The 22226-nt window shown below is 63.9% G+C and carries 20 protein-coding genes; 8 read left to right on the plus strand and 12 right to left on the minus strand.

Annotated elements, in window-relative coordinates:
• Window positions 1-7 precede the first annotated feature (7 nt).
• From IVB13_RS10285 to IVB13_RS10295, 3 genes are all read right to left on the minus strand, one after another.
• On the minus strand, window positions 8-817 hold the full coding sequence (locus tag IVB13_RS10285) for an ABC transporter permease (RefSeq protein ID WP_007593901.1): 810 nt from the start codon (window positions 815-817) through the stop codon (window positions 8-10).
• Window positions 818-1107: 290 nt separating this feature from the next.
• On the minus strand, window positions 1108-1767 hold the full coding sequence (locus tag IVB13_RS10290; protein WP_018457063.1) for a TetR/AcrR family transcriptional regulator: 660 nt from the start codon (window positions 1765-1767) through the stop codon (window positions 1108-1110).
• Between the two features lie 221 nt (window positions 1768-1988).
• Window positions 1989-2837 carry a VOC family protein gene (locus tag IVB13_RS10295; protein ID WP_247488774.1) on the minus strand — a complete coding sequence of 283 codons (849 nt, stop codon included), beginning with the start codon at window positions 2835-2837 and terminating at the stop codon, window positions 1989-1991.
• Between the two features lie 210 nt (window positions 2838-3047).
• On the opposite strand from IVB13_RS10295, the gene IVB13_RS10300 reads away from it, so the two are divergent.
• Window positions 3048-3941, plus strand: a complete 894-nt coding sequence (locus tag IVB13_RS10300) for a sugar kinase (RefSeq protein ID WP_007593904.1) — start codon at window positions 3048-3050, stop codon at window positions 3939-3941.
• An 18-nt stretch (window positions 3942-3959) separates the two neighbouring features.
• A complete protein-coding gene (locus IVB13_RS10305; RefSeq protein ID WP_247488776.1) occupies window positions 3960-4877 on the plus strand; it encodes a ribokinase in 918 nt (305 codons plus the stop codon).
• On the opposite strand, the gene IVB13_RS10310 is transcribed toward IVB13_RS10305, so the two are convergent.
• Window positions 4878-6098, minus strand: a complete 1221-nt coding sequence (locus tag IVB13_RS10310) for an FAD-dependent oxidoreductase (RefSeq protein WP_247488778.1) — start codon at window positions 6096-6098, stop codon at window positions 4878-4880.
• Between the two features lie 225 nt (window positions 6099-6323).
• Between IVB13_RS10310 and IVB13_RS10315 the strand changes: the two genes are divergently transcribed.
• Window positions 6324-7118, plus strand: coding sequence for an enoyl-CoA hydratase/isomerase family protein (locus IVB13_RS10315; protein WP_247488780.1), 795 nt, complete (start codon window positions 6324-6326; stop codon window positions 7116-7118).
• A gap of 17 nt (window positions 7119-7135) precedes the next feature.
• On the opposite strand, the gene IVB13_RS10320 is transcribed toward IVB13_RS10315, so the two are convergent.
• The 4 genes from IVB13_RS10320 to IVB13_RS10335 form a co-directional block, all read right to left on the minus strand.
• Window positions 7136-8476: a TRAP transporter large permease gene (locus IVB13_RS10320; RefSeq protein WP_204510594.1), complete on the minus strand. Its 1341-nt coding sequence runs from the start codon at window positions 8474-8476 to the stop codon at window positions 7136-7138.
• Complete coding sequence (locus IVB13_RS10325) at window positions 8473-9054, minus strand: TRAP transporter small permease (protein ID WP_247488782.1); 582 nt, start codon at window positions 9052-9054, stop codon at window positions 8473-8475. The genes IVB13_RS10320 and IVB13_RS10325 overlap by 4 nt, the downstream gene beginning before the upstream one ends.
• A 149-nt stretch (window positions 9055-9203) precedes the next feature.
• Entirely contained in the window at window positions 9204-10211 is a 1008-nt protein-coding gene (locus tag IVB13_RS10330) for a TRAP transporter substrate-binding protein (protein ID WP_204510592.1), read from the minus strand.
• Between the two features lie 62 nt (window positions 10212-10273).
• A complete protein-coding gene (locus tag IVB13_RS10335; protein WP_247488784.1) occupies window positions 10274-12004 on the minus strand; it encodes an IlvD/Edd family dehydratase in 1731 nt (576 codons plus the stop codon).
• Between the two features lie 175 nt (window positions 12005-12179).
• Here IVB13_RS10335 and IVB13_RS10340 point away from each other — a divergent pair, with 175 nt between their 5' ends.
• Both IVB13_RS10340 and IVB13_RS10345 read left to right on the plus strand, forming a co-directional pair.
• Window positions 12180-12881, plus strand: a complete 702-nt coding sequence (locus IVB13_RS10340) for a GntR family transcriptional regulator (RefSeq protein ID WP_085352224.1) — start codon at window positions 12180-12182, stop codon at window positions 12879-12881.
• A 180-nt stretch (window positions 12882-13061) separates the two neighbouring features.
• Window positions 13062-13478, plus strand: coding sequence for a DUF1236 domain-containing protein (locus IVB13_RS10345; protein WP_247488786.1), 417 nt, complete (start codon window positions 13062-13064; stop codon window positions 13476-13478).
• Between the two features lie 66 nt (window positions 13479-13544).
• On the opposite strand, the gene IVB13_RS10350 is transcribed toward IVB13_RS10345, so the two are convergent.
• Complete coding sequence (locus IVB13_RS10350; protein WP_247488788.1) at window positions 13545-13958, minus strand: hypothetical protein; 414 nt, start codon at window positions 13956-13958, stop codon at window positions 13545-13547.
• A 298-nt stretch (window positions 13959-14256) separates the two neighbouring features.
• Here IVB13_RS10350 and IVB13_RS10355 point away from each other — a divergent pair, with 298 nt between their 5' ends.
• Window positions 14257-15528, plus strand: coding sequence for an MFS transporter (locus IVB13_RS10355; protein WP_085362273.1), 1272 nt, complete (start codon window positions 14257-14259; stop codon window positions 15526-15528).
• 38 nt (window positions 15529-15566) lie between these two features.
• Here the strand turns inward: IVB13_RS10355 and IVB13_RS10360 are convergent, their stop codons facing one another.
• Complete coding sequence (locus IVB13_RS10360) at window positions 15567-16391, minus strand: NAD(P)-dependent oxidoreductase (protein ID WP_085362272.1); 825 nt, start codon at window positions 16389-16391, stop codon at window positions 15567-15569.
• Between the two features lie 89 nt (window positions 16392-16480).
• Here IVB13_RS10360 and IVB13_RS10365 point away from each other — a divergent pair, with 89 nt between their 5' ends.
• Complete coding sequence (locus IVB13_RS10365; RefSeq protein WP_247488790.1) at window positions 16481-17458, plus strand: SMP-30/gluconolactonase/LRE family protein; 978 nt, start codon at window positions 16481-16483, stop codon at window positions 17456-17458.
• 168 nt (window positions 17459-17626) lie between these two features.
• On the opposite strand, the gene IVB13_RS10370 is transcribed toward IVB13_RS10365, so the two are convergent.
• Together IVB13_RS10370 and IVB13_RS10375 are read right to left on the minus strand one after the other, a co-directional pair.
• On the minus strand, window positions 17627-19057 hold the full coding sequence (locus tag IVB13_RS10370; protein ID WP_247488791.1) for an aldehyde dehydrogenase family protein: 1431 nt from the start codon (window positions 19055-19057) through the stop codon (window positions 17627-17629).
• A gap of 208 nt (window positions 19058-19265) precedes the next feature.
• Window positions 19266-21629, minus strand: coding sequence for a transketolase (locus IVB13_RS10375; RefSeq protein ID WP_247488793.1), 2364 nt, complete (start codon window positions 21627-21629; stop codon window positions 19266-19268).
• Window positions 21630-21762: 133 nt separating this feature from the next.
• Between IVB13_RS10375 and IVB13_RS10380 the strand changes: the two genes are divergently transcribed.
• Complete coding sequence (locus IVB13_RS10380) at window positions 21763-22224, plus strand: Lrp/AsnC family transcriptional regulator (RefSeq protein WP_014497003.1); 462 nt, start codon at window positions 21763-21765, stop codon at window positions 22222-22224.
• Window positions 22225-22226 lie beyond the last annotated feature (2 nt).

A 22226-nucleotide genomic window follows, 5' to 3' on the forward strand; every position in this document is an offset into this window, starting at 1 on the left:
GTTGCTCTTAAGAGGCGAAAATCACGTCCTCGCGCTGGCTGACATGCCAGGGAATGACCAGCTTCTCGATCCGGTCCACGATCCAGAACAGGATGACGCCGAGCAGCGCGAGGATCACGAGCGCTGCGAACATCGTGGGCAGGTCGAAGGTGCCGATCGAGCGCTGCATCACATAGCCGATGCCGGAATTGGAGCCGACGAACTCGCCGACGACGGCGCCGACCACGGCGAGCGTCACTGACACTTTGAGGCCGGAGAAGATCGCGGGCAGCGCATGCGGCAGGTTCACCGCGCAAAACACCTGGAAGCGGCTGCCCTGCATGGCGCGGGCGAGATCGACCATATCTGGATCGACCGATTTGAAGCCCTGCACGGCGGAGACCACCACCGGAAAGAAGCCGAGCAGGAACGCCGAAATCACTTTCGGAATGATGCCGAAGCCAAACCAGACTACGAACAGCGGCGCGATCGCGATCTTCGGCACGGATTGCGAGAACACCAGCAGCGGATAGACGTAGCTCTCCACCGTCTTGGAGCCCGCGATCAGCATCGCGATGGGGATGCCAAACAACGCCGAGAGCGCGAAACCGCAGACGGTGGCATAAGTCGTCGGCCAGGACTGGCGCAACAGTTCCGGCCAATCGGTGCGCAGCACCGCAATGACATCGCCCGGCGACGGGATCTGGTAGGCGGGAATCTTGAACAGCCGGATGGCGAGATCCCAGGCCACGACGATGAACACCAGGAACAAAAACGGCCGAATCCAGGCCGCATTCAGCATCTTGGACACCGCACTCTGCGGCTTCAGCTCAGCCACGTCTCACTCCCGGCAGTCTTGTTCGTTGGGCGAGAAATTAACCCGTTGGGTAAATACTGTCCAGCGGTTTTCCTGCGACGTTTTGGGCGGGTTCCGGGTGGCTTGAGGGACGCGTCGGCAGCGCCACGTCTTCGGTGTCATTCCCCGCGAAGGCGGGGAATCCAGTACGCCGCGACCCGTCGGCTCAACCAAAACCGTCTCGGAGTACTGGATCGTCCGGTCAAGCCGGACGATGACGGCTGAGTTCGGAGAAGCGCCGATAATCCATCGAGCTGTAGCGAGTTACACCGCTAAACCGTCTGCGCCACCGCGGCGCGCGACTTCGGCGCCTTCGTCATAGCTAACAGTGCGGCCGACTGCCCCGTCAGCGCTGCCAGCACGAGGCCGACCATGTGGTCCAGCCGCTCGTCCTTGGCGTCCTTGGCCAGCAAATCGCGACCGAAGATCACGCTAAGCGTCGCCGAGTTCGACAGATAGAAGAAGCAGAGTCCCGCGATCGAGATGTAGAGCTGGACAGGATCGACCGCGACCTTGAAGTCGCCGCCGGACACACCGCGCCGCACCACGGTGCCGATCATCTCGACGAAGGGCGAGTGCATCGACTTCACCTTGGTCGATTTCTTGAGATGCTTTGCGCGCGCGAGATTCTCGGTCTGGAGCAGCGACAGGAATTCGGGATTGCGCAGGAAATAATTCCAGGTGAACTCAATCAGGCGGCGGATGGCCTCGGGCGGATCGAGATGTTCGAGATCGAGCCCGCGCTCCTCGCTGCGGATCTTGTCATAGGCGCCTTCGAGCACCGCGAGATAGAGCTCGTCCTTGTTGCCGACGTGATAATACAGCATCCGCTTGTTGGCGCCGGCGTTGGCCGCGATGCGGTCGACGCGCGCACCGGCAAGCCCGTGCGCCGAGAATTCCTGCTTGGCGGCTTCGAGAATGCGCAGCCGCATCCCCTCGGGATCGCGCTGCCATTTCAGAGTTCGCTTTGCCGCTGCTTTCGCCAAACCGGTTGCTCGCTGGGTGCTATCAGGATGCCGTGTAACACGCGCTCGGCCCGCCGCATAGTTTCGTCATTGCGAGCGTAGCGACCCAATCCAGACTGCCACCACGGAGGCAGTCTGGGTTGCTTCGTCGCAAGAGCTCCTCGCAATGACGAGGGGAGGACTGAACCTCAATCCACCGGCTTCGACGAGCGCTCCAGCAGGACCGTCTGGGTGCCGCAGGTGCCGGTCCGCACCGTCATCACCCGCGTGCCCGGCTTGCGGCCGTTGCGCACGTCGCTGACGTCGAGGCCGGCGGCAATCAGGCGGGCGCGCGTGGCGTCGATATCGGCCACCCGCCAGCTCAGGCCCCAGAGGCGGTCATGCAGGGAATCGCCGCCCGCAACGGGGCGGCGCACCACCTCGACGACGAGATCGCCGCAGCGGAAGAACATCAGCTGGCCCCAATCCTGGTGCGAGCGGTCGAGCGCCAGATCGAGCCCGAGCCGCGCGCCATAGAGCGCGGCGGCGCGATCGGAGTCCTCGGTGGTGATCACGACGTGGTCGAGCGCATCGATCGGCGCGATACCGGTCGCCGGTGAAAGCGGACGCTCATCAGCCAGTTCGAGGAAGAACGTGCGCACGCCGCGCGTGAGCTCCGTGGCGGCGCGCGTCCGCTTCCAGTGCAGGACCGCGCCGCTCTCCGCGTCGCTGCTTTCGACCTCGGCAACCGGATCCGGCTTGAGCGCCACCCGCTCCAGCCGCCGGTGCGTTTTGCTCATGTCCGCGACACGAAAGCACAGGCTGGCGAGCACGCCTTCCTGGTCGCCAAGCAGCGCGCGCATGCGGTCGGCGGTCAGGCTGAAGCCGTTCGGCGCCATCAATTCGATCGTCATGTTCGCGAGAGTGAACAGCACCCGGTCAGCGCCCTCGCCCGAGTTCTGCCAGGCCGGCGCGCGCCCGAGCAGCGTCTGATAGGCCGCCTTGGCCGCACCGATATCCCTGACCAGTGCGACGACGTGATCGAGGCCGGTGATCATGCTTCCCCCTGTTGAGCGGCCCGGAACCGTGGACCGAGAGACGGCGTTTGTCCGGGCTTGGCATTGCCCGGTGATGGTCGTATTCCGGCCGCATGCCGACCTCAAGCACTCCCAGCGGCGGTTTTGCGAATAATTTCAGCGGTCCCGCGACGGAACCGGTGTTACAGTAAGCACGCCGGCCGGGACCACAAAGCGCATCACGGACAAGCAATGCAGGCTCTCTTCATCGGACAGACCTATATCGACGTCGTCTTCATCACCGACCACATGCCGACCGGCGACGAGAAGCACGTGGCCTCCGACTACGCGGTTTCCTTCGGCGGCAATGCGGTGACCGCGGCGTTCTGCTGCGCCAAGCTCGGCATCGTGCCCGATCTGATCGCCACCGCGGCCAATGACTGGCTCGGCCGCATGTTCATGGACATGTGCGCGAAATATGCGATTTCGCTCCATGGGCGGAAGGTCAATCAGTCCTCGCTGTCCTTCATCATGCCCAAGGACGGCAAGCGCGCCATCGTCCGCTGCCGCGACGACGACCACATCCATCCCTTCCCGATGCTCAATCTCGGCGGCTGCCGCGCGCTGCATGTCGACGGCCATCAGCCCGATGCCGCGATCCACTACGCAAAAGTCTGCCGCGAGGCCGGCATCTTGACCTCGCTCGACGGTGGCGGCCTGCGCACCAACACGCATGAGCTATTGGAATTCATCGACGTCGCGATCGTCGCCGAGCGCCTGTGCGAGCAGATGGATCTCACGCCGGAAAAGATGCTGGACTATCTCAAGAGCCGCGGCTGCAAGATCGGCGGCATCACCATGGGCGAGAAGGGCCTGCTCTGGTACGACGAGACCGGAACGGTGCAGGTGATGCCGGCGATGCCGATTCCGCGCGAGCGCGTGATCGACACCAACGGCGCCGGCGACGTCTTCCATGGCGCCTATGTCTATTCCTATCTCGCCCATCCCGGCAAAAGCTGGCGCGAGCATTTCGATTTTGCCCGGGCAGCCTCGACCTTCAAGATCCAGCGTCTTGGCAACGAAGCTGGCCTGCCGACTCTTGTCGACATCGCCAAGGTCAGGCACGAGTTCGAGGTTAGGGTCTAGCGCTCGCAGGGGTCTCTCATGGGGCGCGTCTTCGTCGCCGGCAGCATCAACATGGATGTGGTGGCGACAGCCGATCGCCATCCCAGGGTCGGCGAGACCGTCGCCGGCAAGCAGGTGCTGTATTTTCCGGGCGGCAAGGGCGCCAACCAGGCGGTGGCGGCGTCGCGGCTTGGCGCGCGGACCACGCTGATCGGCCGGCTGGGCAAGGATTCGTTCGGCGGTGAGCTGAGGACGTTCCTCGGCGCGCAAGGCATCGATCTCGGCGCGATCCGAGAGACGGCCGAGGCGCACACAGGCACGGCCATCATCACGGTGGCGGAGGCCGACAACACCATCGTCGTCATTCCCGGCAGCAATGCGCTTGTCGGCGTCGATGACGTCGCGGCCGTCCCGCTGGCCAAGGGCGACGTCGCGGTCAGCCAATTCGAGATCCCGCTGCCGACGATCGCCGCGTTCTTCCGGCGGGCTCGCGACATTGGCGCCACGACGCTGCTCAATCCGGCTCCGGCACAAACCATGTCGAGCGAATTGCTCGCGCTGATCGACATCCTCGTGCTGAACGAGACCGAGCTCGGCCTCCTCGCCGGCGTGGAGTTGTCCGACAGTGACGAGGCCGCGCGGATCCTCGACGTCGCACGAAAACTTCAGGCGCGCGAGGACCAGACCATCTGCGTGACCCTCGGCAAGCGCGGCGTGCTGGCGCTCGCGGGACGCGAGGAGATTTCGGTGCAAGGCCGCGTGGTGAAGGCGGTCGACACCACGGGCGCAGGCGATTGTTTTGTGGGAGCACTCGCGGCGCAACTCGCCGACGGCCTCGACTTGCGCGCAGCACTCGCCTTCGCCAATGCGGCCGCCTCGATCTCCGTGCGGCGCATGGGCGCGGGGCCGTCGATGCCGACGGCCGCGGAAGTCGCCGCCGTCCTCAATGCGAACTGATCACGCCAGCGCGCCCTTCAGGTCGAAACTTTCGTCGGCGGCCTGCTCCGGCGTGATCGAGCGATCCAGGCCGAACAGGCGGCGGCCGAACATGTGGTCGCCGGCACGGTTGATCGATTCGATGCCGAGCAGATTGTCGCCCTTGTAGCAGAACGCCGAGAATGCCTTCCTGGTGGGATCGCCGCGCAGGACGACGCGGTCGTAGCCGGTGGTGAGGCCCGCGATCTGGAGCTTGTCCTCGCCCTGGTCGCTCCAGAACCAGGGATGGCTGTCATAGGCCTTGCGGTCGCCAGTCAGCCGCGCCGCGAGGCAGCGCGCGTGATCGGTGGCATTCTGCACCGATTCCAGCCGCTGCGATCCGCCGAAGCGCGGGCTGTTGAACAGCGCGCAATCGCCGATCGCCGAGATATCAGGATCGGCCGTCGAGAGATATTCGTCGACGATGATCCCGGCCGCGACCGGCAGCCCCGCCTCCGCCGCAAGCTCGATGTTCGGCAGCACGCCGACGCCGACCACGACAAGATCCGCCGGCAAATGCCTTCCGTCGCTCAAGGAGACGCCGGTGACCTTGCCGTCCTCCGCCTCGATCGCGGTTGCTTGCACGCCGAGGTGGATGCGGATGCCGGCCTCGCGATGCCGCGCCTGAAAATACTCCGACACCTCAGCCGTCACCGCGCGCGCCATCACGCGCGGGGCGAGTTCGAGCACGTCGACCTCTAGCCCCTTGATGCGCGCGGTGGCCGCGAATTCGAGGCCGATGAAGCCGGCGCCGATCACCACGACCCGCGTCTTTGACGGCATGATCTGCCGCAGCGCCTCGCTGTCGTCGAGGATGCGCAGATATTTCACGTCGGGAAGGTTCGCATTGGGCAGATCGAGCAGGCGGTTGCGGGCGCCGGTCGCCAGCACGAGGTGGCCGTAGGGCAGCGGCCTGCCCGAGGCGAGCAGCACCTTGCGCCCCGCGCGGTCGATCGACACGGCGCGGCCCGCGACCAGCTCGATGCTCTGGTCCTGGTAGAATTTCCCCGGCCGGAACATCAGGCTCTCCGGCCCGGCGGTCCCCTTGATGTAAGCCTTGGACAAAGGCGGCCGCTGATAGGGCAGATGCGCCTCGTCGTTGATCAGGCAGATAGCAGCGGAAAATCCCGCCTGACGCAGCGATGCCGCGACCTGATAGCCGCCATGGCCGGCACCGACAATGATCACCGGACCGTCCGTCATTGGACAGCCCATTTCCGCAAGACACGAGCGTCACCCATGTCGTCTCCTCTCGCGCTGATTTTGGCTTGCTAGCCTAGGAGGAGCCGGCGCTCGTGTCCGTCCCTAAACGAAGGCCGGCCCATTTGAGCCTATCGTTCCGGCTTGCGCAAGAGCACCAGGCGGGGATTGTCACTCCTCGCCTTCTGCGATTTAGTTCGTGCATCGACCTCATGCCGGGGATTTCCGATGACCGCTCCCGTTTCCCGACCCGACGATCCCGCCTTGCTGCGGATCGATGGCCCGATCGCGACCATCACGCTCAACCGGCCCGCCGCGTTCAACTCGATCAATCTGGCGATTGCACAACAGCTCGAACAGCTCGCGGCTTACATTGAGGGCGCCGACGACATCAGGGTCGTGGTCCTCGAAGGCGAAGGCCGCGCCTTCTCGGCTGGCGGCGATCTGCAGACGATCGGCGCCGCCGCCGAAGCGGGCACGGTGACACCGGTCGTCGGCGAGCTGTTGAAGCACTATCACGCCTTCATCGAGATCCTCCGGCGCATGCCGAAGGTCTCGCTGTCCAGCGTGCACGGCTCGGCGGCCGGCGCCGGCATGGGCCTCGCGTTCGTCACCGATCTCTGCATCGCCGCGGAGGATGCCAAATTCACGCCGGCCTATGCCAAGATCGGCGTGTCGCCGGATGGCGGATCTACGGTCGGCATCGTCAACACGGTCGGTTCCCGCCGCGCGCTGCAGATTTTCCTGGCAGAGGATAATTTTACCGCGCAGCAGGCCCATGAATGGGGTCTGGTTGCGAAGCTCGTTCCGGCCGCCGAGCTGAAGGCGGCAACGCGAACCCTCGCCGAGCGGCTGGCGCAGAACCCGCTCGCCGCGATTGCCGACACCAAGTCGCTGGTCTACCAGGCCGCCACCACGCCGGTGAAACAGCAACTCGATGCCGAGGAGCACAAGATCATCATGGCGATGAACACTGCGGAGTTTCGAACCGCCGTGAAGAAATTCACCAGCAAGAGCAAGTAGCGTTCACTCGAGCAGGCTTACTTGGGACAGATATAGCCCGTGCCCGCCGGCGACTTGAAGCATCCGACCGATTCCGGCAGCACTTTCTGCGGCAGCCACAGCACCACACTCGGGAAATAGATCGCAAACGCGATCGTCCCGAGGAACACCAGATAGATCGGCAAAGCGGCGCGTAGCGCCTTTGCGAAACTGACGCCGACGAATTTCGAGGCCATCAGCAGCACCAAGCCGTAAGGCGGCGTGATCAGGCCGAAGGCGAGCGTGGCGATCAGCACCACGCCCATATGCACGGCGTTGATGTCGCCGGCTTCCGTCAGTGTGTTGACCAGCGGCATGAAAATGATGATGGTCGGCACCGGCTCGATGAAATCGCCGACGACCGTGAACAGCAGCACCATCAGCAGCATGATCAGATGCGGGTCGTTGCCGGCGAGCGAGGTGATGACTTCGGCGATGTAGCTTGCACCGCGCAAATAGGCGAGCATCCAGCCGAACGCATTGGCGGCGCCGATCGTGATCAGCGGCAGCGAGAAGATCAGGCCGGCGAGACAGAAATCGTACGGAATCTTCCTGATATGCCCGCGGTTGAGCGCTGGGATCACGACGACGACAATCCAGACCACGGCGACGACACCGGCTTCCGTCGGCGTGAACCAGCCGGTCAGGATGCCCCCCAACAGGATCACCGGAATCATCAGCGGCAGCGCCGCATCGCCGGCCGCGAACACCACCTGCCGCAGCGGCGCGCGCGGCTTGCGCAGGCCGGACGGGCCGAAGAAATAGCAATAGATCATCAACCCGAAGCCGATCATCAGGCCCGGCACGACGCCTGCCATGAACAGGCCGGCGATCGAGACATTGCCGACGGCGCCATAGACCACCGCGGTGATGCTCGGCGGCACCAGCGCCGCGATGGTCGATGCGGATGCGATGATCGCGGCGATGAAGGCGGGCTCGTAACCCTCGCGCTTCATCGGGCCGCCCAGAGCGCGGCTCATCACGGCGACGTCGGCGGTGGTCGAACCCGACATTTCCGAGAAGAACATGCTGAAGACCACCACGACCTGCGACAGGCCACCTCTGATGTGCCCCACCAGCGACACCGAGAGGTTGGCTATCCGGACCACCACATTGGCCGAGCTCATGAGCTCGCCGACCAGCAGGAAAAAGGGGATCGCCAGCAGCGCCTCGGAATCGACGCCGTCGAAGATTTTCTGGATGATTGCGGCGAGCGAGACGTCCGACAGCAGCGCGCCGATGAAGACACCGGCCATCAGCGAGAACGGCACGGGCACGCCGAGATAGCCGAACGACAGGAAGCAGACCGTCATCAACGCCAGAACAATGGGTGCGCTCACGGCTGCGCCCTCATCTGTACGTCGCTGATGACAGGCGCCCCGTCGTCCTCTTCGGGCGGCTCGGGGTGGTCAAAGCCGTTGCGCAGACCGTTGACGAGCTGCTCGATGGTGAACAGGCCGACCAGCACGCCCGACAGCGGGATGATCGCGTAGAGCGAGGCGATCGGCGTGCCCGACGGCAGGCGAAAACTGCCGAAGCCGCGGAGATAGTTCTGATATCCGTACAAGATCAGGCAGAAGGCGACGCCGAGCACCACGATCCGGATGATGACTTCGACGATCAGACGCGGCGTGCCGTGCATCGCCTCGGAGATCGCGGTGAGATAGAGGTGGTCGTTGCGCCGGGTCGCGGCCGCGGTGCCGACGAAAATCGCATAGATGAACAGCGTCGAGGTCACTTCCTGGAGCCAGAGCCAGGGATGGCCGATGGTACGGGTGACGATGTCGGCGGTCACCGACAGCGAGAAGCCGAAGCAGAGCACGCCGCAGAGGATCATCAAGGCGAGCTCGAGCCAGTCCAGCCCGCGCCATTTGAGGTGCCGTTGGCGTTGCACCAGCAGTTTGTCGGCGATTGTCATCACTATCCCCGTCGTCCCGGCGAAAGCCGCGACCCATATCCCCAGCTGCGTGTGGTCAAAGCAAGCTGGCGGCTATCCTGCCCCAAGCTCCGCCGCGGCGTATGGGTCCCGGCTTTCGCCGGGACGACGCGGAGGCAACGGTACGCGGCCTAGTTGATCGAGCGGATCAAATCCTTGATCTTCTCGGCGTGCGGGCCGAGCTCCTTGGCGAGCTTGTCGAGATAGGGATCGGCGATCGCCGTGAAGGTCTTCTTGTCGACGTTGTCGACGATCTTCACGCCCATCTTCTTCAGCTTCTCTGCCGCGGTGCGTTCGAGGTCGAAGGCCTTCTGCGGCTCCTTGGAGCTGACCTCGTTCCCCGCCGCCTGGACCCATCTCTTCTGCTCGGCCGACAGGCTCTGCCAGAGCTTGTCCGAGATGAACACCAGCGCGTTGTTGGCTTCGTGCTCGGTGATGTTCAGGACCGGCGCGACCTCGTAGTGCTTGTTGACGAGGTAGACGTTGATGCTGTTCTCGGCGACGTCGACGACGCCGGTCTGCAGGCTCGTGTAGACGCTGCCGAACGGCATGTGCACGGTCTGGGCGCCGTAGGCCGGGAACATGGTGTCCTCGGTCGCAGTCGCCTGCACCCGGATCTTCAGGCCCTTGATGTCGCCGACATTGTGGATCTCCCTCTTCGAGTACATGTGGCGCACGCCCTGCGAGCCGGTCGCGATGACGTGCAGACCCTGTGTGGTCTCGTCGATCATGGTCTTGAGCGCCTCGAACACTTTTGGATCGGCCAGACCCTTGACCACGTGGTTCTCGTCGCGGAACAGGAAGTGCAACGACATCACGCCCGCTTGCGGCGAGATCGTCGCGGTGTTCGCCGAGGAGATGATCGAGAACTCGACGTCGCCCGCCTTCACGAGCTGGAGCACCTGCGGCTCCTGCCCGAGCTGCGCGCCCGGATATTGATCGATGATCATGGTGCCTTTGCTCAATTCCTTGAGCTTTTCGGCAAAGAGGTCGCCCGCGATGGAGTAGCCGGTATTGCGCGGCTGGTCGTAGGCGAAGCGATAATGCTTCACCTCCTGCGCCGATGCGCCCGTGACGAACAGGATTGCGGCCGTTGCCGCCAGCCGATGTAAGAATCTTGGCATGGATCGTGCAATCATCGTTTCCCCCTGTTTTAACGCCCGCCGCTTTAGCGGTCTGGGCTACGCTTCCGGGTGGTTGGTCACCCACTTTTATTTTTCTGCTCAGTCTTCTTCCCAGTCCTCTGCATGAAATCGAAGTCGCAGCCCTCGTCGGCCTGCATGATGGTTTCGTTGAACAGCCACGCATAGCCGCGCCGCGCCTCATCCGGCGCAGCCGCGGGCTTCAATGCCGTACGCCGCCGTTCCAGCTCGGTAGCATCCACCAGAAGCTCGATGCTGCGCTTGGCGACGTCGAGCCGGATCATGTCGCCGTTCTTCACCAGCGCCAGCGGGCCGCCGACGGCGGATTCCGGCGTGATGTGCAGCACGATGGTGCCGAATGCGGTGCCGCTCATGCGCGCATCCGAAATGCGCACCATGTCCTTGGTCCCAGCGCGCGCGAGCTTCTTCGGGATCGGCAGATAGCCCGCCTCCGGCATGCCGGGCGCGCCCTTGGGGCCGGCGTTGCGCATCACCAGCACGTCATCGGCCGTGACGTCGAGATCGGGATCGTCCACCCGCAGCGTCATATCCTCGACGGATTCGAACACCACCGCACGGCCCGTGTGTTGCAGCAGCTTTGGGCTTGCAGCCGACTGCTTGATGACTGCGCCGCGCGGCGCGAGATTGCCGTGCAGGACGGCGAGGCCGCCTTCCTTCTTGATCGGATTGTCCCGCGGACGGATCGCGTCCTGGCCGGGCACGTCTTCCGCGTTCGCCGCGATATCGCGCAGCGTCTGGCCGGTGATCGTCTTGGCATCGAGATCGATGAGATCGCCGAGCTGCGCCAGCAGTTTCGGCACGCCGCCGGCGTGATGGAAATGCTCCATGTAATGCTCGCCCGACGGCTTCAGATCGATCAGCACCGGCACCTCGCGGCCGATCTGGTCGAACACCCCGAGGTCGAGCCGGTGTGGCGAACGATGTGCCATCGCGGTCAAATGGATCAGGCCGTTGGTCGAGCCGCCGATCGCCTGGAGCACAACCTGCGCATTCTTGAAAGATGCCGGCGTCAGCAATTCGCTCGGCTTCGGCCCCTTGGTCTTGGCCATCTCGGCCGCCACCCTGCCGCTCGCCTCGGCAAGCCGAAAGCGCTCCGCATGCGGGGCGGGAATCGTCGCGCTCATCGGCAGCGACAGACCCATGGCCTCGATCATGCAGGCCATGGTGGAGGCGGTGCCCATCACCATGCAGGTGCCGACCGACGGCGCAAGGCGGCCGTTGACCGCCTCGATCTCGACATCATCCATTTCGCCGGCGCGATACTTGCCCCAGAGGCGACGGCAATCGGTGCAGGCGCCCAGCACCTCGCCCTTGTGATGACCAACCACCATGGGGCCAACGGGGATGACCACCGTCGGCAGGTCGGCGCTGATCGCCGCCATCACCTGCGCAGGAAGAGTCTTGTCGCAGCCGCCGATGACGATCACCGAATCCATCGGCTGCGCGCGGATCATCTCCTCGGTGTCCATCGCCATCAGATTGCGCAGATACATCGAGGTCGGATGCGCAAAACTCTCCGCGATCGAGATCGTCGGGAACACGAACGGCATCGCGCCCGACAGCATCACGCCGCGCTTGGCGGCCTCGATGATCTGCGGGACGTTGCCGTGGCAGGGATTGTAGTCGCTATAGGTGTTGGTGATGCCGACGATCGGACGCTCCAGCGCGTCGTCGGAATAGCCCATGGCCTTGATGAACGCCTTGCGCAAGAACAGCGAGAAGCCGGCATCGCCATAGCTCGTCAGCCCTTTGCGCAACCCACTCGTCATCATACCACTCCCATTACCGGGTCATTGTCCTACAGACTGCCCCTTGATTGTCAATAAGACAGACGTCAAACCTGCCATTTACCCGTATTGCGCGCTGGTGGGAGACCAGATTATTGACAATCAGGGCCTTCCCTGCTCCACAGGACGACCGGCCAAGCGCCGGGAGGCCGAGGGCATGTCCGACATTCACATCGCAGACGCCACGATGGTCCGGCGCGACGATCCGGACGACATCGTCGCGCGGCTCGAAGAGGACATCATCTTCGGCCGACTTGCGCCAGGCGCGCGCCTCACAGAGGACGCGCTGATGTCGGCTTACGGCACTTCGCGCCATTTCGTGCGGCAGGCCTTGGTGGATGCGGAGCGCCGGGGCATCGTCCGCCGCGAGAAGAATGTCGGCGCCACCGTGCGGTTTTACTCGGCCGAAGAGGTCCGGCAGATCTACGAGGTCCGGGAGATGCTGACGCGGCAGGCGGCGCTGATGATTCCCCTGCCCGCGCAACAAGGCCTGATCGACGAGCTCTCCGCATTGCAACGGCAATATTGCGCGAGAGCGGATTTGCAGGACCTGCGCGGTATCCACGAGGCCAACGACGCCTTCCACCTCGCGCTGTTCTCGGCCTGCGGCAATCCCTATCTGGTGCGCTCGCTGCAGGACTACATGAACCTGACGCTGCCGATGCGCGCCAAGAACCTCGCCGACCGAGACGGCCTCGCGCAATCAAGGCGCCAGCACGAGCTGATGATCGAGCTGTTGAAAGGCCGTGACAGCTGGGCGCTGGCCCAGCTGTGCGTCGATCATATGCAGTTCAGCAAGTCGGACTATCTGGCGCGGATTGGGGGTGAGCAAGCCGAACAGCAGGGCCCGCGTTCATAGATGGAAGACGTTCGCTTCGCGCGGTGGTGCAGTTCACGCGGTACGGGCGCGCTGGATTGCCCGCAATTGCAGGCCGCACGAGCCCATTCGGGCAATAACGCCCGCAGTCCACAACTTCTGGGGAACCTATGGTCGGCTTGGTACTTGGTCTTGCACCAATCCCCCACCATAGGAGCTGCCATGATTTGCCGTTTAGTCGGAGCCGCCGCTGTTGCCGTCGCCGTCCTGCTTCCCGCAACGACCCAGGCCCAGGGCGTTCCCGGAGGCGTCGAACGCGGTGCGCGGGATGGTGAGCGAGCGGCAGGGCCTGTCGGTGCAGTTGTGGGTGGCGTCGTCGGCGGCGTCGTTGGCGGCGTGGCGGGAGTCCTTGGTGTCGATCAACGTCCTCGCTTTCACTCCTACGTCGTCGAACAGCGGCGGCCCTCATATCAGTACCGCGAGGATGTGAGAGTCGGGGCGGTTCTTCCGGAAGAGGGCGTGACCTATTACGAGGTGCCGCCCGAGTACGGCGCCCGTGAGTATCGTTACACGGTGGTGAACGGTCGCACGGTTCTGGTCGAACCGCGAACCCACCGGATCGTTGAGATCGTCGAATAACAACCAAGGGCCGTCTTTCGAGACGGCCCTTTCGTTTGCGCAGATCTGAATCCCTCAAGTCCCGGTTCAGTACCGCCTCAGCAGACCGCGATCCACGCTGGCATCGCCATAGTCGGCGCAGGCTCTCTTCGGGTTTCTGATCAGATCGGTCCGGACGCGCCTGAACGTTTTGCCGTCAGCGTCGGACACTTCGGGGCGGAATTTACCGGGATCGGAGCTCTCGCCATCGCGGGCCTTGATGGCTGCAGCATAGGCGTCGATCATCGCCATCGCGGCATCCGTGCTGCCGAGAAGTCGGGCGCCGAACTGTACACTGCCGGCACCATCGACCTCGTAGCCGACACATCGTTGTTCGAGCACCGCGGATGCGGTGACGAGCTGGTCGAGAAACGTCGCCTCGGCGTCGCCGAGCATCGCGGCCCGCGCCGGTCCCGACATGAACAGCGTGAGCAGTACGGCGGCTGGCAATTCGATTTTCATTGTCCTGACTCGCGCTGCCGCCGTTGAGCCGTGATCGAGGCACCGATTGCCGAATTGCGGTCTCGCAAAATCGAGAGCCAGACGGCCAGAGCAACGTTGATCTGGATCAATGGCCGGAACGACCAAAGCGAGGCTCAGGCCTTTGCGTCGCTCGCCCTGTGTGAATCGAGGCACCACGGCGGGACGGGCACTAAAACTGTTTGTCAAGCCATCGAAATTTCGCAGAGCCGGAAATAAATATGGCCGGGCTCCGGCGCCACGTCGCGCGTCCTCCTCCACTCCCTCCCAAATGAATGCCATGACCGAACAAACCCTGACGGAGCCGATCGCCGAGCGGCAAGCGCCATCCCGAGGCTTCTCGCGCTACCAGGCGATCCTCGTTGCGCTGCTGGCGCTGGTCCAGTTCACGATCATCATCGATTTCATGATCATGTCGCCGCTCGGCGCCATCATGATGCCGGCGCTCGATATTTCGGCCGCTCAGTTCGGCGTGGCGGTCTCGGCCTATGCGTTCAGCGCGGGGATTTCCGGCATCCTGGCGGCCGGCTTTGCCGACCGGTTTGATCGCAAGCGGCTGCTGTTGTTCTTCTACGCCGGCTTCACCCTTGGCACGATGCTGTGCGCGATCGCGCCCAACTATCATCTGTTGCTGCTGGGGCGGATCGTGACCGGCCTGTTCGGCGGCGTGATCGGCTCGGTCGTGCTCGCCATCGTCACCGATTTGTTCACGCTGCAATTGCGCGGCCGCGTCATGGGTTTCGTGCAAACCGCCTTCGCTGCAAGCCAGGTGCTGGGCATCCCGGCCGGTCTTTTCCTCGCCAACCAGTGGAACTGGCACGTCGCGTTCGGCGCGCTGGTCGGACTGTCGGTGATCGGGATGACCGCAGTGATGCTCCTGATGAAGCCGGTGAACGGCCATCTCGGGCTGAAGCAGGATCGAAATCCGTTCCGGCATCTGATCGCCACGGTCTCGCAGCCGCGTTATTGGATGGCGTTTTCGGTAACGACCCTGCTGGCGACCGGCGGCTACATGCTGATGCCGTTCGGCAGCGCCTACACCGTGCACAATCTCGGCATCGACATCGTGCATCTGCCGACGATCTATCTCGTCTCCGGCCTGTTCAGCATTGTCATCGGCCCGCTGGTGGGACGCGCGAGCGATGCCTTCGGCAAATACCCCACCTTCGTCTTCGGCAGCGCCATGTCCATCGTGATGGTGCTGATCTACACCCATCTCGGCGAGGTGAGCCTGACGGTCGCGATCCTGGTCAACGTCCTGATGTTCGTCGGCATCTTCTCCCGCATGATTCCTTCGCAGGCGTTGATTTCGGCAATCCCCGAGCCGGCGCAACGCGGCTCCTTCAGCGCGGTCGGCGCGTCGCTGCAACAGCTCTCCGGCGGGCTCGGCTCCGTGCTCGCCGCCGCACTCATCGCGCAGGACGCCGACGGTACGCTCCGGCATTTCGACCGGCTGGGATACGTCGTCGTGACGACGGCGGTGATTTCCCTGATCCTGATGTACTTTGTACAGAGGCCCATCGCGGCCCAGGCCGGCAAACGCGTTGTTTAGCGCGTCGATTCCGACGCCCTGGATTTGCGAATGCGCTCCTACCGCTTGGTCCAATCGATGATGCGACTTGTGTCGCCGTCGAACTCGTTGCTGCAGAACGCGCCGCCCTGATAGTGATCGCCGACCGGATCGGGCTTCAGCTTGGCCTGCTCGGCCATCGCATGTGCCACATGATCCTCGGAGCGCCCCGTCGGACGGTAACCGAACTCGTAGGCGCGGTGGTTGTCCCACCAGGCACGCTCGTTCAGGGACACGCCGTAGAAGATCTCGAAATGAATGTCGGGATGCTCGAGCCCGATCCGGCAGAGCTGCACCAGATCTTCCGGCTTCAGCCAGATCGAGATCCGGCGATGGTCCAGCGGCACGTCGCCGAAATTGCCAATGCGAAGGCAAGTCACCTTCAGGCCATGCTTGTCAGCATAGAGCGCGCCGACCGCTTCGCCGAATACCTTGCTGACGCCATAGCGGCCGTCGGGGCGCGGGGTCACGTCGGTGCCGATCTTGTGGTGGCGGGGATAGAATCCGACGGCATGGTTCGAGGAGGCGAACACCACACGCTTGACGCCCTTGCGATACGCGGCCTCGAACAGATTGTAGCCGCCGATGATGTTGGCCTGGAGGATGTCGTTCCAGGGACCTTCGACCGAATAGCCGCCGAAATGGATGATGCCGTCGACGCCCTCGCAGATCGCCTCGCACTGCGCCAGGTCAGAGAGGTCCGCCGCCTTGAATTGTTCGTTGGGGCCGAGATCGGCGGGCGGGCGGATGTCGCTGAGCAACAGGTCCGGATAGATCGGCGGCAACAGTTTTCGCAGACGCGTTCCTATCCCGCCCGAAGCTCCCGTCATCAAGATGCGCGCCATGTCTTTCCTCGCCTTTGGCAACCAATTTGCGGTCACATGTCTCTAATGATAGCAGGATTGTCCAGAGGGAACGAAACGAGAGAACCGACATGAATGAGGCATCGTCCCATCCCCAGGAGCGGCCAGACTGGCGGCCGGCGAGCTACTATCCCGATCCGGCGATAAAGGCACTCGATCCCCGCTTCGAAAAATACTGGCTGAAACTCTCGGCGGTGGAGCGGCTGACGACCGGCCTGCGCTGGGCCGAGGGTCCGGTGTGGTTCGGCGACGGGCGCTATCTCCTGTGCAGCGACATTCCGAACCAGCGCATCGTCAAATGGGAAGAGGAGACCGGCGCCGTCAGCGTGTTCCGCAAGCCCTCCAATTTTGCGAACGGCAACACCAGGGATCGCCAGGGCCGGCTCGTCACCTGCGAGCATGGCGGGCGACGCGTCACCCGAACCGAATATGACGGCAGTATCACCGTGCTGATGGACTCGTTCGGCGGCAAGAAGCTCAACTCGCCGAACGACGTCGTGGTGAAGTCCGACGGCGCGGTTTGGTTCACCGATCCCACCTTCGGCCTGCTCGGCAATTACGAGGGCTACAAGGCCGAGCCCGAGATCGAGCCGAACGTCTACAGGTTCGATCCCGCGACCGGCAAGGCGACCATCGTTGCCGAAGGCGTGCTCGGGCCGAACGGCCTGTGCTTCTCGCCGGACGAGAAAATCCTCTACGTCGTGGAATCACGCGGCGTGCCGAACCGCAAGATCCTCGCCTATGACGTCTCGGCGGACGGCACCACGATCTCGAACAAGCGCGTCCACATCGACGCCGGCCCCGGCACGCCGGACGGCATGCGCTGCGACATCGACGGCAATCTCTGGTGCGGCTGGGGCATGGGCGATCCCGAGCTCGACGGCGTGGTGGTGTTCGCGCCCGACGGCGTCATGATCGGCCGCATCGCGCTGCCCGAACGCTGCGCCAATCTCTGCTTTGGCGGCGTCAAGCGCAACCGCCTGTTCATGGCCGCGAGCCAGTCGATCTACGCGTTGTATGTGAACACGCAGGGCGCGGTCGGGGGATAGTCTTCCCAACTCTCTCCTCGTCATTGCGAGGAGCTCTTGCGACGAAGCAATCCAGACTGTCTCCGCAGAAAGATTTCTGGATTGCTTCGCTTCGCTCGCAATGACGAACAAACAAAAACGCCGGAGCAGTTGGCCGCTCCGGCGTCATATTCACCCAGGCGCTAACGCTTACGCCGCGTTGAAGCCGGCGACGGCCTTCACTTCGAGGAAGTCCTCGAGGCCGTACTTGCCCCACTCGCGGCCGTTGCCGGACTGCTTGTAGCCGCCGAACGGTGCGGAGCGGTCGTTGGGCACACCCTGCAGGTTGACGTTGCCGGCGCGGATCTGCCGGCCGACGCGCTTGGCGTCCTCGACGGAAGCGCCCGTGACGTAGCCGGCAAGCCCATAGGGCGTGTCGTTGGCGATGTGCACCGCTTCGGCTTCGTCCTTGGCGCCGATGATGGTCAGCACCGGTCCGAATATCTCTTCGCGGGCGATGGTCATGTCGGGCGTGACGTCGGCGAAGATGGTCGGACGGACATAGAAGCCCTTGTTAACGCCTTCGGGCAGGCCCGGACCGCCGGCGACGAGCGTTGCGCCCTCGTCGATGCCCTTCTTGATCAGATCCTGGATCTTGTCCCACTGGCCGCGGTTGACCACGGGACCGATGGTGGTGCCTTCGGCGCGCGGATCGCCTGCCTTGGTCTTGTCGGCGACAGCCTTCGCGATCGCGGCGACTTCCTTCATCTTCGAGGCCGGCACGATCATGCGCGAGGGCGCGTTGCAGGACTGGCCGGAGTTGTTGAACATGTGCATCACGCCGCCCGTCACCGCCTTCGTGAGGTCGGCGCCTTCGAGGATGACGTTCGGTGACTTGCCGCCAAGCTCCTGGCTGACGCGCTTCACGGTCGGTGCCGCACGCTTGGCCACGTCGATGCCGGCGCGGGTTGAGCCGGTGAACGAGATCATGTCGATGTCGGGGTGCTCGCTCATGGCGGCGCCAACCTCGGGGCCGAGACCGTTGACGAGGTTGAACACGCCCTTCGGCACGCCGGCTTCGTGAAGGATTTCCGCGAAGATCAGCGCCGAGGTCGGGGTGAACTCCGACGGCTTCAGGATCATGGTGCAGCCGGCGGCGAGCGCGGGCGCGACCTTGCAGGCGATCTGGTTGAGCGGCCAGTTCCAGGGCGTGATCATGCCGACCACGCCGACCGGCTCGCGCAGCACCATGGCGGTGCCGACCGGTTCCTCGAAATGATAGTTCTTGAGCACGTCGAGCGTGGTCATGAGGTGGCCGAGGCCGGCGCCGGCCTGCAGCTTTTCGGCCATCGGCAGCGGCGCACCCATCTCGTCCGAGACGGCGGCACCGATCTCCTTAAGGCGGCCCTTGTAGATCTCGATGACCTTGGTGAGCAGCGCGACGCGCTCGTCACGGCTGGTCTGAGAGAACGTCACGAACGCGCGCTTGGCCGCGGCAACGGCTTTGTCAACGTCGGCCTTGGAGCCCAGCGCAACCTCGTACATCGCCTCTTCCGTCGCCGGATTGACCACGGCGGTGGACTTCTTGACGGCGGGATCGACCCAGGCGCCGTCGATGTAGAATTGCATGCGATTGACCATAGTGAACCTCTTCTTGGGGGCTTGGAGGGGGCGTTTCGGCAGGCATCCTTGCACGAAAGCGCCGGCAATTGAACCCGCCATGTGCGGGGCCAGCATTGCGGCGGACGGAGGTTATATGAGCCGATGGCGGAGGGGTGGCAAGGTCTCGATTGCCCTCGTCCTGGCCTAGTGCGCAATTGCGCACGGGGGCTAGGACGACGACGGAGAACTACACCGCCATCTTCCGATGCAACACCGGCGCGCCGGTGGTGAGGCTTTCGGCCGCATCGATGATGGCGTTGGCGTCGATGCCGTGGTGGCGGTAGAGGTCGGCGATGGTGCCGGTCTGGCCGAATTGCTCGACGCCGAGCGCCTCGACGCGATGGCCGCGGACGCTGCCGAGCCAGCCGAGCGCCGCCGGATGGCCGTCGATCACGGTCACGATGCCGCAGTCGCGCGGCAGCGGTGCGAGCAGTTTTTCGATGTGGCTGAGATGCTGCACGCCGCGCCGATCACGGCGCAATTTCCGTGCGGCGGTCCATCCCGCATGCAGACGATCTGCGGACGTGATCGCGAGCAGGCCGATGTCGCGCCGGCTCTCGCCGATGAAGCCGGTCGCTTCGATCGCTTCTGGCGCAACGGCGCCGGTATAGGCGATGACGGCTTCGGCATTGGGGCCCGGCTTGCGCAACCAATACGCGCCGTCGGTGATGCCCTGTGCGAGCTCGGGCGTCATGATCCGCTGCGCCTGCTCGATCGAGCGCGTCGAGAGCCGCAGATAGACCGAGCCGCCCTCACCCGGATCGCGCTGCATGTGATTGAAGCCCCACCCCATGATCACGGCGAGCTCGTCGACAAAGGCCGGCTCGAACGAGGCAAGGCCATCCTGCGCCATGCCGATCAAAGGGGTTGCGATCGACTGATGCGCGCCGCCTTCGGGCGCGAGCGTGATACCTGAGGGGGTCGCCGCCACCATGAAGCGCGCATCCTGGTAACAGGCATAGTTCAGCGCATCGAGACCGCGCTCGATGAAGGGATCGTAGAGCGTGCCGACCGGCAGCAGCCGCTCGCCGTTGATCTGGTGCGACAGGCCGAGCGCCGAGAGCATGATGAACAGGTTCATCTCGGCGATGCCGAGTTCGAGATGCTGGCCCTTGGGCGAGAAGTCCCAGTTGAAGGTGGATGGAATTTTCTCGCTGCGGAATAAGTCCGCCTTCTCGCCGAGCGCAAACAGGCCGCGCCGGTTCACCCACGGACCGAGATTGGTCGAGACGGTGACGTCAGGCGATGTCGTCACGATGCGCTTGGCGAGCTCGCTGTCGCCGCGCGCGATCTCGTTCAGCACCAGCCCAAAACCCTGCTGGGTCGACATCTGCGGCGCCGGCTTGAAGGCAAGCTGCGACGGCACCTCGATAACAGGCGCGGTGAGCCGGCGGCCGTCCTGGTTGAACGGCACGCCCGCGAGGAAGGCGTCGAGCTCGGCGGCACCTTGCGCGAGACCCTCGTATCTGTCCCATTCGTGTCCGGGCCGGATGTTCTGGCTGTCGCGATATTTCTCCATCTGCGCGACCGTCATCAGGCCGGCATGATTGTCCTTGTGGCCCTGGAACGGCAGGCCGACGCCCTTGATGGTGTAGGCGATGAAGCAGACCGGGCGATCGTGATCGATGGATTCAAAGGCGTCCAGCATGCTCGCCATGTCATGGCCGCCGAGGTTCGACATCAGCGCCAGTAGCTCGTCGTCGCTGCGCTTGTCGATCAGTTTGGTGATGGGGCCCTGATCGCCGATCTCGTCGTGCAAATGTTTGCGGAACGCCGCGCCGCCCTGAAAACACAGTGCGGCGTAGAGTGCGTTCGGGCAATTGTCGATCCAGCGCTTCAGCGCCTCGCCGCCGGGCTCGGCAAAGGCCTCGCGCATCAGGCGGCCGTATTTCACGATCACCACGTCCCAACCGAAATTGCGGAATACGGTCTCGAACTTTTCCCAGAGACCTTCGCGGACGACGGCATCGAGCGACTGCCTGTTGTAGTCGACCACCCACCAGGTGTTGCGCAGGCCGTGCTTCCAGCCTTCCGCCAGCGCCTCGAAGATGTTGCCCTCGTCCATCTCGGCATCGCCGACCAGCGCAATCATCCGCCCCTCGCGGCGATCCTTCATCCAGCCATGCGCCTTGACGTAGTCCTGCACCAGCGAGGCGAACAGCGTCTGCGCAACGCCGAGGCCGACCGAGCCGGTGGAAAAATCGACGTCGTCGACGTCCTTGGTGCGCGAGGGATAGGACTGCGCGCCCTTGAAGCCGCGAAAGTTCTCCAGCTTCTCGCGGCTCTGCCGGCCGAACAGATACTGGATGGCGTGGAACACCGGGCTCGCATGCGGCTTCACCGCGACGCGATCTTCGGGTTTCAGCACGTGGAAATACAGCGCCGACATGATGGTGGCGAGCGAGGCCGACGAGGCCTGATGTCCCCCGACCTTCAGGCCGTCCGCATTCGGGCGGATGTGGTTGGCGTGATGGATGGTCCATGACGACAGCCACAGCGCCTTGCGAGCCAGCGCGGTCAGTGTGTCGAGGCGGGCGGTATCAACGGGCATGGCAATGCTCCCGGAAAACAGGTGCCCGATGATACCCCTGCAGGAAGCGCCAAACTTCTCAATTTTTCGCGCAATACCAGCCAATATTGGGATAGCTTACCAATCAGCAGGAAAAAACGACAGGTTCATCCCAATGCCCGACCTCGACGCCATTGACCGAAAAATCCTCGCTCTGCTCCAGAACGACAGCCGACTGACCATGCAGGAACTCGCCGACAAGGTCGGGCTTTCGGTGTCGCCATGCCATCGCCGGGTCAAGCTGCTCGAGGAACGCGGCGTCATCTCGCGCTACATCGCGACCGTGGACCAGAAGGCGCTGGGGCTGCATGTCAGCGTCTTCATCTCGATCAAGCTGGCCCGGCAGAAGGAGGAGGACCTCAACCGCTTCGCGCGCGCGATCTCGAAATGGGACGAGGTGCTGGAATGCTATCTGATGACCGGCAATCGCGACTATCTCTTGCGCGTGGTCGCCGCCGACCTCGCCTCCTACGAGACTTTCCTGAAGACCAAGCTGACCCGGCTCGACGGCATCGCCTCGATCGAGTCCAGCTTTGCGCTCAGCCAGGTGAAATATTCGATCGCGCTGCCGGTGTAAGG

Origin of the sequence: Bradyrhizobium sp. 17, assembly GCF_023073515.1 — a bacterium.
In the GTDB taxonomy this organism is placed as follows: Bacteria; Pseudomonadota; Alphaproteobacteria; order Rhizobiales; family Xanthobacteraceae; genus Bradyrhizobium; species Bradyrhizobium canariense_D.